At 55.3% G+C, this 14,401-nt stretch carries 12 protein-coding genes; all 12 read left to right on the top strand.

Features of this window, described 5'->3' with window-relative positions; translation table 11 throughout:
• Positions 1-126: 126 nt before the first annotated feature.
• The 12 genes from B9Y55_RS09705 to B9Y55_RS09655 all read left to right on the top strand — a co-directional run bounded on the left by B9Y55_RS09705 (position 127) and on the right by B9Y55_RS09655 (position 14,396).
• Positions 127-1,446: a sensor histidine kinase gene (locus tag B9Y55_RS09705; RefSeq protein ID WP_085545162.1), complete on the top strand. Its 1,320-nt coding sequence runs from the start codon at positions 127-129 to the stop codon at positions 1,444-1,446.
• Positions 1,443-2,063, top strand: coding sequence for a response regulator (locus tag B9Y55_RS09700; protein ID WP_085545161.1), 621 nt, complete (start codon positions 1,443-1,445; stop codon positions 2,061-2,063). Before B9Y55_RS09705 ends, B9Y55_RS09700 begins: the two co-directional genes overlap by 4 nt.
• 82 nt (positions 2,064-2,145) lie before the next feature.
• Positions 2,146-2,718, top strand: a complete 573-nt coding sequence (locus B9Y55_RS13495; protein WP_085545160.1) for a cache domain-containing protein — start codon at positions 2,146-2,148, stop codon at positions 2,716-2,718.
• Positions 2,606-3,886, top strand: a complete 1,281-nt coding sequence (locus tag B9Y55_RS09690; protein WP_268753299.1) for a methyl-accepting chemotaxis protein — start codon at positions 2,606-2,608, stop codon at positions 3,884-3,886. Before B9Y55_RS13495 ends, B9Y55_RS09690 begins: the two co-directional genes overlap by 113 nt.
• 135 nt (positions 3,887-4,021) lie before the next feature.
• Positions 4,022-4,576, top strand: coding sequence for a DUF6305 family protein (locus tag B9Y55_RS09685; protein ID WP_085545158.1), 555 nt, complete (start codon positions 4,022-4,024; stop codon positions 4,574-4,576).
• A 9-nt stretch (positions 4,577-4,585) separates the two neighbouring features.
• Positions 4,586-5,872, top strand: a complete 1,287-nt coding sequence (locus tag B9Y55_RS09680) for a TRAP transporter large permease subunit (protein ID WP_085545157.1) — start codon at positions 4,586-4,588, stop codon at positions 5,870-5,872.
• Positions 5,873-5,884: 12 nt separating this feature from the next.
• Entirely contained in the window at positions 5,885-6,031 is a 147-nt protein-coding gene (locus B9Y55_RS13285) for a hypothetical protein (RefSeq protein ID WP_159448310.1), read from the top strand.
• A 12-nt stretch (positions 6,032-6,043) separates the two neighbouring features.
• A complete protein-coding gene (locus tag B9Y55_RS09675; protein WP_085545156.1) occupies positions 6,044-7,195 on the top strand; it encodes a succinylglutamate desuccinylase/aspartoacylase family protein in 1,152 nt (383 codons plus the stop codon).
• 24 nt (positions 7,196-7,219) lie between these two features.
• Positions 7,220-8,911 carry a gamma-glutamyltransferase gene (gene ggt / locus B9Y55_RS09670; protein ID WP_085545155.1) on the top strand — a complete coding sequence of 564 codons (1,692 nt, stop codon included), beginning with the start codon at positions 7,220-7,222 and terminating at the stop codon, positions 8,909-8,911.
• Positions 8,912-9,022: 111 nt separating this feature from the next.
• Positions 9,023-11,224, top strand: a complete 2,202-nt coding sequence (locus tag B9Y55_RS09665) for a histidine kinase dimerization/phosphoacceptor domain -containing protein (protein ID WP_159448309.1) — start codon at positions 9,023-9,025, stop codon at positions 11,222-11,224.
• Entirely contained in the window at positions 11,221-12,294 is a 1,074-nt protein-coding gene (locus B9Y55_RS09660; RefSeq protein ID WP_085545153.1) for a type 1 periplasmic-binding domain-containing protein, read from the top strand. The genes B9Y55_RS09665 and B9Y55_RS09660 overlap by 4 nt, the downstream gene beginning before the upstream one ends.
• Positions 12,291-14,396 carry an HD-GYP domain-containing protein gene (locus B9Y55_RS09655; RefSeq protein WP_085545152.1) on the top strand — a complete coding sequence of 702 codons (2,106 nt, stop codon included), beginning with the start codon at positions 12,291-12,293 and terminating at the stop codon, positions 14,394-14,396. The genes B9Y55_RS09660 and B9Y55_RS09655 overlap by 4 nt, the downstream gene beginning before the upstream one ends.
• The last annotated feature ends 5 nt before the right edge of the window (positions 14,397-14,401 follow it).

Below are 14,401 nucleotides of genomic sequence, written 5' to 3'. Positions count from 1 at the left end.
GCGACGTCCTGTCGCCCCATTCGACTACACGACGGCAGGTCGAGTATACGGGCTCAAATGGGCTCCGTCGAAACGATCTCTCCGAGGATTAGAGTTTTTAGAGGAGTCCTTTAAGGGGGGATTTTGTTGGACGGGGATAGAAAGATTTTTATCGGTTTAGGGGTGCTTATGATAGGTATATGGGCTCTGTCCCACTATCCCTCATGGCCCGCTAGGTGGGTTATCGCCAGTCTGGATAGGTCTGTGAGGCTTCTGGACAGCGGTTTTTTGCTGGTCTCGGCGATTATACTGGTCGGTATAAACGCTGCTAGGGCGTTTTTTCTCTACGCCGGATGGTTCATGATGGGAGGGAAGTATACCCCTCTTTTGGGGATCCCCGCATGCTACGCCGGGGCGTGGTTTTTGAGGTTGCCCTCGGTTCCCCATTTCGGGGTACCTGCCGTGATGGCACTCATAAGCGTAGGGATCATCCAATATCTAAGTCGAGGGGTCGCTAGGCAGGGCAACAGGGTCGTGGTGCTGGGGGTGTTGATATTCTCCCTTCAGTGGCTTGACGTGATTCCGTCGCTCACAGCCTACGGATTCGGTTGGGGCGAACTAAGCATGTCCATCAAAGAGGTTGCGGTCTTGATGGATCGAGACCAAGTCCTCAATCTGGTGGGGATAATGCTGTTTTTCTTCAGTTTCGCCGTCGCCATGGTGGTGATCGAGCTTTTCGTCGGTTACGAGAAGAGGCTCTCTCATCTCAGGGTTTTGAGGGACAAGGAGAGGGAACTCGCTAAGTTGAGGCAGGACCAGATCCAGAGCAGGGTCTTTAGGGAGATTCAGTACCTGGTCCACGACCTCAAGAGGCCTCTGACGACCATAACCGGCCTGGCGGACGTGCTTGTCCACTCCTCCGCCGATCCCTCGGTGATCAGCCACGGTAACACCATACAGAGGGCCGCCGGGAGGATGAACCAGATGGTCTCGGAGATCGGCGATCCTATGGCCGTTCAGACCATATCTCCGGTTAAGGCGGTGGATTACTGTATGTCACAGATAAGTCCGTTGGACTGGGCTCGAAAGGTTGCGTTGAACGTCCCTGAGGTCGCCGATAGCTCCAGGATAAAGGTCAACCTCATCAGGTTGTCCAGGGCGCTGGTGAACCTACTGGAGAACGCTCACAGGGCTACCGAGGGGATAGACCGTCCTTCAATAGCCCTGGACCTTCTCATATCGGAGGACCAAGTGGCGTTCAAAGTCTGGGACAACGGTCCCGGTTTTTCGGGCAGGCCAGTGTCCCGTCGTTCCCAGTGGGGCTCGACGGGGCTGGGACTGGCCTTCGTCCGTGAGGTAGTCGAGGCCTACGGAGGGAGTCTCTCTATGGAGAACGTAGGAGAAGGTGGGGCGTCGGTGAGCATACATATACCTAAGGTGGAGGCCGAAAGGAGCGATAGCCTATGATATTTTCCCTTGGTGCGGTAGACGACGACGAGGAAATACTCTACACCCTGGACGCCATGGCGTCCTCTCAGGGATGGTCGATCAGGACCACCAGCGATCCCCACACGGCTCTCGGATGGGTCGAGGAGGGAATGGTGGATATACTGCTGGTGGACTACCATATGCCGGTTATGAGCGGCCTTGAGCTTATAAGGAGGGTAAGACAGGTTTCCACGTCTACGGTGATAATCGCATTGACCGTGGAGCAAGAGCAGGAGATCGCCAGGGGGTTGTTTATAGCCGGGGCCGATGACTTCGTATCCAAGCCTGTCAGGCTGGCTGATTTTTCAGCGAGGATCGCCCTTCACGGCGAGCTGTCCCGCTATCGTAAGTCCGCAGGCTGGGAGAGCAGCAAAAAGGGTATGGCTGAGCCTACCGCTCGGATGGTTATGGACGTTCTGGCCTCTTCCTCCGAGCCCCTCTCCGCCTCGGAGGTGGGACAGAGGGCGGGAATAGCCTACCCTACAGCCCACCGATATCTGGAATATCTGGCCAGAAAAGGTCAAGTGCAGAGGGAGCGCCGTCACGAGGACGGCAAAAGCGGTCGGCCGAAAACATACTATAGTCCTGTGGATTAATTTGATGAAAGTTTTGCCCCGTTAGTCCTCCCGGTGTATTATGTAAGAAAGAGTTTACTTTTGATCTTAGGGAGGGCTTAGGATGAGAAAACGAGGCAAAAGGCTGTCGTTCGCTTTGATGATTCCCCTGTCGGCGGTCCTTTTGCTGTTGGGGGTGGTCATATCCCTGACGGTCTACAAGGTTGATTACGATGCCCTCTATAGGGAGAGGGTCGCAACGGTTTTATCGGTGGTGGAGGTCGCCGACGAGGTGGTTAGACATTACGGAAAGATGGAGGAAAACGGAGAGCTTTCTAGGGAGGAGGCCCAGCTGCTGGCCTCCGAGGCGGTGTCCTCTATGAGATATAACGGTCAGGATTACGTATTTGGATACGATATGGACCAGAGGGTCACGATTCCCTTTCAGGGCCACGAGAGAGGAAAGCGGCTGGATAGCCAGGACGCCAACGGGGTGTGGGTCCAGAGGGGGCTTACCGCCATCGCCGGATCATCTGAAAGGAGCGGGCATGATGACCTACCACTGGCTAAACTCCAACAGCGGTGTGGTGGAGGAGAAAGTGGCCTACGTCAAGAGCTACTCCCCTTGGGGTTGGTGGTACGGCACAGGGCTCTATACCTCCGATCTGAAGGCCTCGGTGATGTCTTTGGTGCTTAAGGTTGTCGCCGGGGTGGGACTGGGTATTTTGGCGACCGTTTTGGTTGTTTTTGCCATCGTGAGGAGGATTACGTCCAGGATGGGGGTCATGGTGGGGACTATCGGAAAGATGGCCCAGGGAGACCTCACCGTGAGCTTTGAGGATGAAGTGGGAGACGAGATCTCCTCGGTGAGCTCATCTCTCGGTGGAATGGCGAAGATGCTGAGAGGGACCATAGAGGCGGTGAGCTCCGAGGCCTCCCTTTCCTCCCAGAGGTCCGAGGAACTGGCTGCCATATCGGAGGAGCAAAACGCCGCCATGACCGAGGCCCGAGGGTCGGTGGTGGAGATGTCCGAACTGACGGAGAACAACTCCGCCGCCCTGGAGCAGGTGAACGCATCCATTCAGGAGGTTGCTTCAAGTGCCCGATCCTCGGCGGACCTGATTTCCAGCTGTGCCGCCGATACCGCGTTCATGGCCAGACTGTCCCAGGACGTCAGGGCCAGGTTGACCACCATGTTCGACGAGATCAGGGCCGCCGACGACAGGGCTCGTTCAGGGGCGGAGGGTATCGGTAAGTTGGCGGACTCGGTTCGGTCGATCTCCCAGTTCGTCGATACCATCACCACCATCGCCGACCAGACGAACCTGCTGGCCTTAAACGCCGCCATAGAGGCCGCCAGAGCTGGCGAGGCAGGAAGAGGCTTTGCGGTGGTGGCCGAGGAGGTTCGGAAGCTGGCTGAGGAGTCCGCTCAGGCCGCTGGTAGGGTTGGATCGATGATCGACAGGCTTCAGTCTGACTCCTCCGAGGCTATGAAGGTCACCGGTGAGACCGTCCAGGCCATGGAGAGGACCGCCCAGGAGGTCTCCCACGCAAGGGATGGCCTTGTCAAGACCGCTGAGCTGACCGTTAAGCTGGACGACAGGATGAAGGATATCGCCTCCCAGTCGGAGGTCCAGGCCACTTCCAGCGACGAGATGGCCAGGGCGGTGGATTCTCTGACAAACTCGGCGGTGAGGTCGGTGGAACTTATGGCGGCCATCCGCTCCGCCACAGAAGAGACCGAGAGAGGTGCTGAGGATGTGGCTATTAAGGCTCAGGATATGGCGGAAGGGGCCAGGGCAATGATGGCGACTTTGGAGGTTTTCGCTCTGAAAAGTGAGGGCTTGACTCCGGTTAAGAGATAAAAAGAGGACCGCCTTAGGCGGTCCTCTTTTTTTAGCGGAGAGAGAAACGAGAGAAACTATGGCCCTGTGCGATGGTGATAGGCTATACTTTGAGAGTGCAAGCGATCTTATTATTCTATTTAGGAGGATTTCCCTATGAAACTTCGTGTATCCGCTCTAATCTCAGCTCTGGCATTGGTAGTCGCCGTCGCCAGCGTTTCCTGTGCCGCCGACGTGGCTCTTACGTCCATAGGACAGAGCCCTGACGCTATGATGGTCAAGGTGGTCCTAAAGTCCCTTAAAATCACTCCCGATTACGAGGCCCTTATGAAGGCCACCGACCTCGATGGTCAGAAGGTCCTCATCGCCGTGGTGGGAGGAAGTTCTAAAGGTCTCGGTGCCGCCGGAATCGATAAGGATCAGGAGGTCGCTAGGTCTAAAGCCCTTATGGAGAAGGCTCAGGCCGACGGCATGAAGATCCTCGTCATGCACGTAGGTGGTCCGGGAAGAAGGGGAACTCTGTCGGACCTGTTTATCTCCGCCGCCGTTCCGTTCTCCGATGCCCTTATCGTGGTCGACAGGGATAACACCGACATGGACGGCCTGTTCTCTAAACTGGTCGACGGTAAGGTCGAGATCCTCTCGGCGGAAAACGTCAGAGGGACGAAAGAACCTCTGGGAACGGTACTCTCCTCCTGGGGAGTCAATTAGAGTACCCCGATGGAGTGGTTCTGGCCGGAGGGTTTTTACACCCTCCTGATGATAGGGGTCTTCGCCTTCGCCGCCTTCGCCTGGAAGTTGCCTATAGCCGTGGCTATGGCCATGGCGGCCATAGCTGGGGCGGTGGCCGCCGGTGACGGTATTCCCCTCAGGCATCTGGTGGAAGGGGCTTTTGGGTACGTCGACACCATACTGATAATAGCCACCGCTATGATCTTTATGAAGGTCATTCAGAGCACCGGCTTGCTCGATTCGGTCGCTGCGTGGGTTATCCGCAAGTTCAGAGGGTTTCCGGTCCTCCTCAGTCTGGGGATTATGTTTATCATAATGGTTCCTGGAATGATTACCGGGTCTTCCACAGCTGCGGTGCTCACTACCGGCGCATTGGTCGCTCCTGTTCTGATGGAGCTCGGGGTGCCTGTTCTCCAGACCGCCGCCGCTATATCCATGGGGGCTCTCTTTGGGATGATCGCTCCTCCTATTAGCATACCGGCGATGATAATAGGTGCCGGTGTGGACATCCCCTACGTCGGATTCGGTATCCCTCTGCTCATATGCACCGTGCCTCTGGCGGTGGTCTGCTCTCTCTGGCTTATCTATCCCTATGTCAGAAAGACCAAGGACGAGGCGTCCCTTGAGGCCCAGCTGGCCAAGATGAGCAGGACCCCTCTGACCCTCAGGCTCTTTCTTCCTGTGGTGGTGTTGGTGGTGCTTCTTGGAGGGGAGAGGCTTATACCTCTCTACTGGCCTTCTTTAGGTATGCCTCTGAGCTTCCTTTTGGCCTCCGCTTCAGGGCTCCTATCGGGAGTCAAATGGAACCCTGTGGAGACGGTCACCGAGGCTATAGACGAGGCCCTTCCGGTCATGGGCATACTTATGGGAGTGGGGATGTTCATACAGATAATGACCCTAACCGGAGTGAGAGGTTTTGTGGTGGTCTCGGCTCTGGCCCTTCCGTCATGGACCCTCTATCTGGGTATCGCAATCTCTATGCCCCTTTTCGGAGCGGTATCGTCCTTTGGCTCTGCCTCGGTGCTCGGTGTGCCTTTCCTCATGGCACTCCTTGGGCAGAACGAGATAGTCGTGGCGGCGGCTTTGAGCCTAGTGGCCGCCCTAGGGGATCTTATGCCCCCTACGGCTCTCGCTGGGATCTTTGCCGCACAGGTCGTAGGGGAGAAGAACTACTTTAAGGTGCTTCGCCATTGCGCCCTTCCTGCGGTGCTTACGGCGGGCTGGGGCATCGCGGTCATCCTCATGGCCAAGCCTATAGCTAAGCTGATATTCTAGGAGGTGGCCTTTATGATGACGCTGATCTATCGAGGAATAGGGCTGTTCGTGGCCGCCTTCGTCCTTAGGTGTATGTTCAAGGAAAAGTCTTTCTGGAAGCAGGTTACCGCCGCTATGGTACTGGTGCCTTTGATCCTGCGTATATTGTTGATAAAGTAAGGAGGGGTGACGGTGAAATCATCTAGAGGTTCCGTTTTGACCGCCGCTTCCCTCTGCGTCGCGGTGGCTTTGATATGTTTCGTCTCCGCCCGTAGCTTTCTGGCTATGAGGCAACCGGACCCTGTGGCTCCTGCCCAGGGATTTGAGAGATACCTTTTGTCCCATTGGTTCCCAGCCCTTGAGGGCAGTCCAGGGGACACGGACGTCTATATCCAGGACAGCGGTGTTCCCGGCGGCACGGTGTTTATAATGGGAGGCACCCACCCTAACGAGCCTTCGGGCTACATGGCTGCCATAATCTATCTCGAGAGGGCCAAGGTGACCAAGGGAAGGCTTATAGTCATGCCTTTTGCGAACCTCACCGCTATGGGACATAACTCCCCTCAGGAGGCGTCCCCCCAGTATTTCAGCCTGGACGTAGACGGTGGCACGAGGTGGTTTAGGTACGGCTCTAGGGCGACCAATCCGGTTTACCAGTGGCCCGCCCCGGATATCTATATCCATGCCCAGTCGGGACAGAAGCTGGACGGCGGCTCTAAGAGCAACCTAAATAGGGCCTATCCAGGGGTTCCCGACGATTCTCTGACCCAGCAGGTGGCCTATGGAGTCATTCAGATGCTCAACAAGGAGAAGGTCGATCTGGCTTTCGACCTCCACGAGGCCTCCCCTGAATATCCGGTGGTAAACGCCATCGTGGCCCACGATAGGGCCATGGAGCTGGCGGCGATGGTGTCCATGGAGCTGGAGATGGAGGGTATTCCTATGAGGCTCGAGCCCTCTCCTGTGAACTTCAGAGGGCTTAGCCACAGGGAGTGGGGCGACCATACCGGTGCTATGGCTATTCTGATGGAGACTGGCAACCCCAGCCAGGGCCGTCTCAGAGGGAGGACCGACGAGGCCCTTGCTCTGACCGGAAAGGATAAGGCCTACCTCAAAGCGGCGGCACTGGGCCGTCTGTTCATCCCCTACGAGGGAGATCAGACTTTAGACCTGAGGACCGCCAGACACGTAGCGTCGATGAAGATGTTTATGGATATGTTAGGTGATGTTAAAGAAGGCGGAGACGTCGAGGTGGAGGGAATACCTTCTTTCGACGATATGATGGAGAGAGGCATAGGAGCTTTTCTGTCGCCGGTCGAGGACGATCGTTTCGACGGAAAGTAGCGAGAAGCAGGGAGGGATTTTTAAGTGAGTAGACGTTCATTGGTTTTTGCCCTATCGGTTGCGATAGCGGTGTCGGCGACGGCGGCCTTCGGTTCTCCCCACGATCCTAAGGACGTTACTGCGTCGAAAGGTATGGTGGCGGCGGCGAGCAAGCTGGCCGCTGAGGCGGGGGTTGAGATCCTCAAAAAAGGCGGTAACGCCGTCGACGCAGCGGTAGCGACGGGGCTCGCGCTTAACGTAGTGGAGTCCAACGCCTCCGGTATCGGCGGTGGCGGGTTTATGGTGGTCCGACTGGCGGACACCGGCAAGGTTATCGCCATAGATTACCGTGAGGAGGCCCCGGGAGCCTCGACTAAGGACATGTACGCCTCGGAGAAGGCCAAAGCGGAGAAACTCGGCGTCTACGGTCCTCTGGCGGTCGGCGTCCCTGGAACTTTGGCGGGGTACCAGATGGCCCTCGATCAGTACGGGACAATGACCTTGGCTGAGGTTATTCAACCGGCTATCCGGCTGGCGGAGGAGGGTTTTGAGCTTTCCCCGACGGTCGCTAAGGCGGTGGAGAGCAACTTTGAAAACCTCTCCAAGTTCACCCCTGAGAAGGCCAATCCTTTCCTTATGGACGGACTTCCTCTGGAGGCAGGGCAGAAGGTTACCCAGCCTAACCTGGCGAAGGCCTTCAGGCTTCTGGCTAAAGACGGTATAGGGGCCTTCTACAACGGTCCTATAGGTCACTCTATGGTTGACAACATACAGAAGCAGGGCGGAATCATGACCGCCAACGACCTTCAGAGATACAAGCCCGTCCTTCGGGTCCCTGCGGAGGGAACCTACAGAGGCTATAAGATCTACTCTATGAGCCCTCCTTCCTCCGGCGGCATCACCTTGGTCGAGTCCCTGAATATCCTGGAGAACTTCCCCCTTTCCGACTGGGGGCATAACTCGCCTAAGACGATTCACTATATGACCGAGGCCTTTAAGATGGCCTTCTCCGACAGAGGAAACTTTTTGGGGGATCCCTCCTTCCTAAACATCCCCTTCGAGATGCTCGAGTCAAAGAAGTACGCCAAAATGCTGGCGGACCGTATCGACGACGGCAAGGCCATGCAGGAGGTTCCCGCTACCGATCCTTCGGTGGACGAGCACTGGTCGACGACCCATTTCTCCGTCGCCGACGCAGCGGGGAACATCGTGGCGGTTACCCAGACGGTGAACTACTTCTTCGGATCCTGTCTGATCGACCCTGAGTACGGCTTCGTGTACAACAACGAGATGGACGATTTCTCCACAAACCCAGAGAGCGTCAATTCCCCTGAGCCCGGCAAGAGACCTCTTTCGTCCATGAGCCCGACGATCGTTCTCGATCCCGACGGAAAGCCCTTTATGTCCGTAGGAACCCCTGGAGCCTGGAGGATCATCACCTCGGTAGCCCAGATAATGAGCAACGTCATAGACTTCGGCATGTCCATGGACGAGGCTATAGAGGCCCCTCGGTTTACCGCCAGGGTCTTAGGAGCCAAGCCCGATGTCCTTCAGCTTGAGTCCCGGATTCCTGAGTCCACCGTGGAGGCCCTTAAGCTGAGAGGCCATGAGGTCAAGGTCCGTGGAGATTACGACCTCTATTTCGGCGGAGCCCAGGGAATCCTGTTTGACTCCGGAAAAGGTTTGCTTATCGGCGGTGCCGACTCCCGCAGGGACGGCGACGTCGTAGGCTACTAGTTTTTTTATCTAAACAAGGACAAAGAGGACGGCTTTTGCCGTCCTCTTTGTCCTTTTATGGCCGATCCCCTATAATCGAAGAGTGAGCTGTTAATGGAGGGAGGAGTGCGGGTGAAGGATATATCCAAATGTCTGGTGATGATAGTCGACGATTCGGTGGACGACCTCGATAGATTGGTGGACCTGCTGTCCCCTATGTGCGAGGTCGCCGTAGCCCTAGATGGACGCTCTTCCCTGAAGGTGGCGGAAAAAGTCCTTCCTGACCTTTTTATCATCAACGTAAAAATGTCCGAGGTTTCCGGTTTTGACTTGTGCAGGATAGTAAAGTCCTCCGACGGCATGGGCCATGTTCCTGTTATGTTCGTGTCGGACCAATCGGACCTTCGCAGTAGACAGAAAGGACTTTCCCTTGGGGCGGTGGACTACGTCTGTAAGCCCTACGATGCTTTAGAGCTTAAGCTTCGGGTCGAGTCTCATCTTCGGTTGAAGGTGGCCAGGGAATCTCTGGAGACGAAAAACGATATGCTGGAGCAGGAGGTTCTAAAACGAACCGAGGATCTTCGCTACGCCATGGAGAGGCTTGAGACCAGCGAGAAGGAGTTTAGATCTCTGGCGGAGGGCCTTCCTGACGTGGTCTTCCGTGTCGGCAGCGACGAGCGATTTCGTTACGTGTCCGGTGCCCTGCGGTCTTTCATGGGCAGGGAGCCCAGCGATCTCATAGGCAAGACTATGGAGGAGTCGGGTTTTTCCGATCTCTTTCCCAGTGTCGACCTGGAGTCGATGAAAACCATCTTACGATCGGGGGAGAAGGTCTATTTTGAATCGCCTGTCAGAATAAACGACCAGTTTAAAGGGGTGGCGGAGATAAGGGTGGTGCCGGAGAGGGAAGGTGGCTTGGTAGTCTCGGCTCTGGGAATAGTCCGGGATATCTCTCTCCAGAGGTCGGTAGAGGAAAGGTACAGTCGGCTTTTCTCCATGATGAAAGACGGTCTCGTGGTTATCGAGCTTGATCCATACGATAGATTTAAAATCTTAGACTGTAACGCCGCCTTTTCCTCGATGATGTCATCCCCTAAAAGGTTGATAGGGTCCCCTTTAAGCGATCTACTCCCTATCACCTCTCAGCTTTGGACAGGGGCAATAGGCAAGGTAGTGGCCTCCGGCGGGGCTGTCACAGTAGAGGGACACTGCGGCGAGATGGGGCTTATGCTTGAGACGGTTGTCTATCTAGCCGGTCCCGATACCTGTGTGTGCATAGTGAGGGACGTAACGGAGCAGAGAGAGGCCCAGGAGAGACTGGCCTCTCAGGGAGAGTTTCTAGGTTCTTTGGTGGAGAATATGCCTGTAGGGATTTTCGCCAAGGATATGTCCGCCGGTGGAATATACGTCATATGGAATTCCAGGATGGCCGATATAACCGGCGTGGACTGCGATCAGGCCCTTGGGGCCACCGAATCGGATGTTTTCGATAAACTTGTCTCTGAAAAATTGCTCGAGGACGGTAATTTAACCTTTAAAAAGGGATATCCTCTCATGTTTGAATACGATCGATCTTTCACCGGCAGGACAGCTAGAGGTCAGTGTCACCTAAAGGTTATCAGGGTCCCTATCTTCGGAGAGGACGGTTCTCCGTCGGTTTTACTTGGTATGGTAGAGGACGTCACAGGGTTAATAGTGGCCAACGAGAGGCTGGAGGAGTCGTTGAAGGACAAGGATATGCTGATTCAGGAGGTCCATCACAGGGTAAAAAACAACCTCCAGGTGATGGCCAGCCTGATAAGCCTACAGGCTTCCAGGGCCTCCGATCCCTCCCTGGTGGATGTTCTTCAGGATAGCCGGTCGAGGATAATGGCTATGGCCTATGTCCACGAGCTGCTTTACAGAAATACCCATTTTTCAAGCCTGAAGATAGCCGACTATCTAGGGGAGCTTTCTGGCGCTCTGGCGTCCACCTACGGAACTGGGAGGAATATCAGAATATCTCTGGACGTTGACGATACCGGTTTGTCGGTGGATAAGGCGGTGCCCTGTGGCCTTATAGTCAACGAGCTTGTGACGAACTCGCTAAAACACGGTTTTATCGGAAGGGATAGCGGGAATATCTCTATATCAGTGCGTACCGTCGAAGGCACGGTTCTCATGGAGGTCTCCGATGACGGGGTGGGAACTCTAACTAAAATCGGGGAAGGGGCTGGGCTGGGTATGACCATCGTCAACGGTCTGATAAGACAGCTTGGTGCCAGCATGACCGTTGACGACGGCGATGGCCTGAGCTTTAGGATAGAGTTTCCCGCGGAGGTTGAGCAGGGATGAGGTTCTTTCTGGCCGTGGTGACTGCGGTGATGGCATGGATGGCCTTCAGTGGTTCCTCCTTTGTGAATCCTATGGTCACAGTTGGGGTCGCCTACAGCACCGCACCTGAATCGGTCATTCCCGAGGGGCGAATGGTCTCCGTCCTTAAAGCGTACGTGGATTGGCATCGAGAATCAGGAAGAGGCTTCAGGTATCGTCTGCTTACGGAGGGGTATGACGACGATCCTACGTCGGCCATAGAGAGGCTTAAGGCCCGTGGAGCCAAGGTGGTCATGGGGTTCCCTTTTTCCGGGCAGGCACTTAAAGCCAGAGAGGTGGCGGAAAGGTTGCGTATTCCTGTGTTATCCACTGTGGCCTCCTCGCCCCACCTTTCCGGCATAGATGACTGGTTTTTCAGGGTCAAAGAGGAGTTCTCTCAGGAGACGCTCATAATCTCCTCCATCCTAAACTCCCTCGGTGTTCGGTCTTTAGCGGGTATCTGGTCCGGCAGGAACTACCCTTACTCGGTTGGGTCTATTAAGGAGGTCCTGTCGAAGACCGACGTCCGTTTTACCGGCCTTTTCAAGTTTCCCGAGGACTGCGATTTTCTACAGGAGTACCCTATAGATCCTCCCGACGGTGTGCTGATATACGCCGACCCGTCGGTCTCTTTCTGGACGGTCCAGTTCGTCCGGTCCCTATGGCCTGATGCTAAGATTTTTATGTCCCGGTGGAGTCTCTTCGAAAACCATCGATACCTTACATCCGTAAAAGATATAAGCTTCTATTACACCGAGTCCTACGATCCTCTAGGAGAGGTTCAGGGCGATTTCGCCGATTACTGGAGGTCCATAACCTCTCAGGATTTTTCCGTTTCCGTTCGCTACAGCTACGGAGCCATGGAGTTTCTGTCTCAGGTGTTCAGCGTCAATCCCTCCCTGTCCGGTCGTGCCCTCCGGAACGCTATGTCCGTTCCTCGGGAGATTCCCTCTTTAGGCTGGACGATCAGGACCGACCGTTTTGGGGATTCTCTTCCCGAAAGCAAGGGCTATATTTTTGAGGACGGTGGGTTTAGGGAGGTGGAGCTTTGAGAAGAACTAGCCTGAAAGAGGTCCGTAAAAGATCGGTGTTAATGGTGCTTATCGCTTTGTTTATACTCTCTCTGACCATTTTCGGACTGTCCCTCCTGAGAGCTCAAAACCTTCACGATAGCAGGACCGACCGTACTTTAGGTGAACTGGCTCAGGAGATGGAGGACCGAATGGCCTTCACCGACGCTTTTTTAAACTTCGCCTCTCTGGAGTACATGAGAAATCCGGCCATGGATAACATCAAGGTCAGAGAGCTCGTCCTCTGTTCCTCCGATGGGGAGGTTCTGGAGGTCTTTAAGGGCAACATCAGGCCTGGCATGACGTTCCCTGAGGGGCTGCTCTCGGGCAAATGGGAGGTGTCGTCGTTCTTAGCTCAGCCCGCCTCCCCTAGGCTTATAAAGTCAGTTTTGAGGGACGGAAATTGGCTGATAGCCGGTTTCGACAGCAGAGTGTTTCTCTACTCCCCTTTCTCTAAGTTTATGGAGGGAGAGAACCTGGTGTTAGTCGACAGAGACGGTACGGTAATGGCCTCCTGGGGAAGTGATCTAGCCTCCGTAGGAGGGTGTCTGCCTGTGAATTTTTTAGGTCACAGAAGGTCGGAAGGGATATGGGGTGGAGAGCGTATAGGGATTCACTCCGTCCATCTAGGGGAAGGGCTCTCCCTCGCCTTGTTGTATCCTAGGGACCTCATAAGGTACCAGTCCGCTCAAAAGGCCCTCCTGTGGTCGTCTCTGTTTCTCTGCCTGGTCGCACCTTTTGTCGCTTTGTTCTGGATCGTCCTAAACAGGATAACCTCCAGTTTGGACCTATCGGTTAAGAGGATATCCTTCCTGGCGGAGGATATCTCCTCGGAGGACAATCCGGTGGAGTCTATCCCCAGGATATTTTCCGCCATAGAGACCTTTAGAGAGGATAGGGCCCCTTTTGAGGAGCACGGAAAGCTCCTCGGGGCTTTCGAGAAACTGCTTCAGGTTATTTCCGATCAGGGTGAAAACCTGACCGCCCTCTACGAGGAAGCCATCGCTATGGAGACCCAGGTCAGAGAGAGCAACGACGAGCTGAACCTCGCCAGCGATAGGCTGGACAGCCTGATGAACCTCTCCAGGGACATAGGGGCCTCTTCCTCCCTTGACGGCACAGTTGGAGCCATCGTTTCAAACCTGGAGAGGACCTTTTCCTGCTCCTTCGTCGGGGTGGTCGCTCTTGAGGAGGATATCCCCTTTCTGTGGGGCAGTTCCGGCGAGCCACCTTTTCCACTGGACCGGAAATCCCTCATGGATATGGTGATCCCCTTTGTGGACAAAGAGGAGGAGATCGTCCAGCCCGCAGGGGATATGGTCAGGTTTACCGTTCCCGTCAGGTTTATGGGCAGGCTGGTAGGACTGGTTCTCCTGGTCCAGGAGGAGTCCTCCAGAAACGGCGGCTCTATAGTCGAGGTCCTCCGTCGTTTCGTCCTCCCCCTCGGGGGATTGTTTCAGGCCCACAGCATGGTCAGAGAGGTCAGAAAGTCCTTTCACTACCTGGCGACCAGAATGCAGGGACTTACCGAGTCCTATCACGAGGAGACAGGGAGCCATCTGCTCAGGGTCGGTGAATACTCCGCCTTTATCGCCAGCACCTTGGGAATGTCCGAGGAGTACGTGGAGGACATAAGGATATACAGCCAGCTCCACGATATAGGTAAACTCAGGATATCCCACAGAATACTGGCAAAACCCGGTGCCCTGACCGCCGAGGAGTTCGCCATTATCCGCAACCACACCGTATACGGTGCGGATATCCTCGGGGATTCGGAGTGGCTCGAGATGGCCCGACAGCTGGCTATGACCCACCACGAAAAATGGGATGGATCAGGTTACCCTAAAGGTCTCAAAGGGGAGGACATCCCTATCAGCGGCAGGATAGTGGCTATCGCCGACATCTACGATGCTCTGAGGGACGCCAGAGGGTACAAGCCTGCCTTTTCCCACGAAAAGGCCTGCGAGATCATCCTCCAAGGGGATGGACGAGTCCAGCCGGAACACTTCGATCCCGATATCCTGGAGATATTCAGGTTAAACCACAGGGTTTTCGAGGGGATATACGCAAAAATTAAGGAATGATGTGT

Origin of the sequence: Dethiosulfovibrio salsuginis (assembly GCF_900177735.1) — a bacterium.
Lineage (GTDB): Bacteria > Synergistota > Synergistia > Synergistales > Dethiosulfovibrionaceae > Dethiosulfovibrio > Dethiosulfovibrio salsuginis.
This window is presented reverse-complemented; position numbering and strand designations above follow the sequence as displayed.

What these genes read in the sequence shown, in the direction of transcription:
- B9Y55_RS13285 (WP_159448310.1), top strand. Translation starts at nt 5,885, where the DNA reads ATGATGACGCTGATCTATCGAGGAATAGGGCTGTTCGTGGCCGCCTTC.
- B9Y55_RS09660 (WP_085545153.1), top strand. Translation starts at nt 11,221, where the DNA reads ATGAGGTTCTTTCTGGCCGTGGTGACTGCGGTGATGGCATGGATGGCC.
- B9Y55_RS09685 (WP_085545158.1), top strand. Translation starts at nt 4,022, where the DNA reads ATGAAACTTCGTGTATCCGCTCTAATCTCAGCTCTGGCATTGGTAGTC.
- B9Y55_RS09680 (WP_085545157.1), top strand. Translation starts at nt 4,586, where the DNA reads ATGGAGTGGTTCTGGCCGGAGGGTTTTTACACCCTCCTGATGATAGGG.
- B9Y55_RS09700 (WP_085545161.1), top strand. Translation starts at nt 1,443, where the DNA reads ATGATATTTTCCCTTGGTGCGGTAGACGACGACGAGGAAATACTCTAC.
- B9Y55_RS13495 (WP_085545160.1), top strand. Translation starts at nt 2,146, where the DNA reads ATGAGAAAACGAGGCAAAAGGCTGTCGTTCGCTTTGATGATTCCCCTG.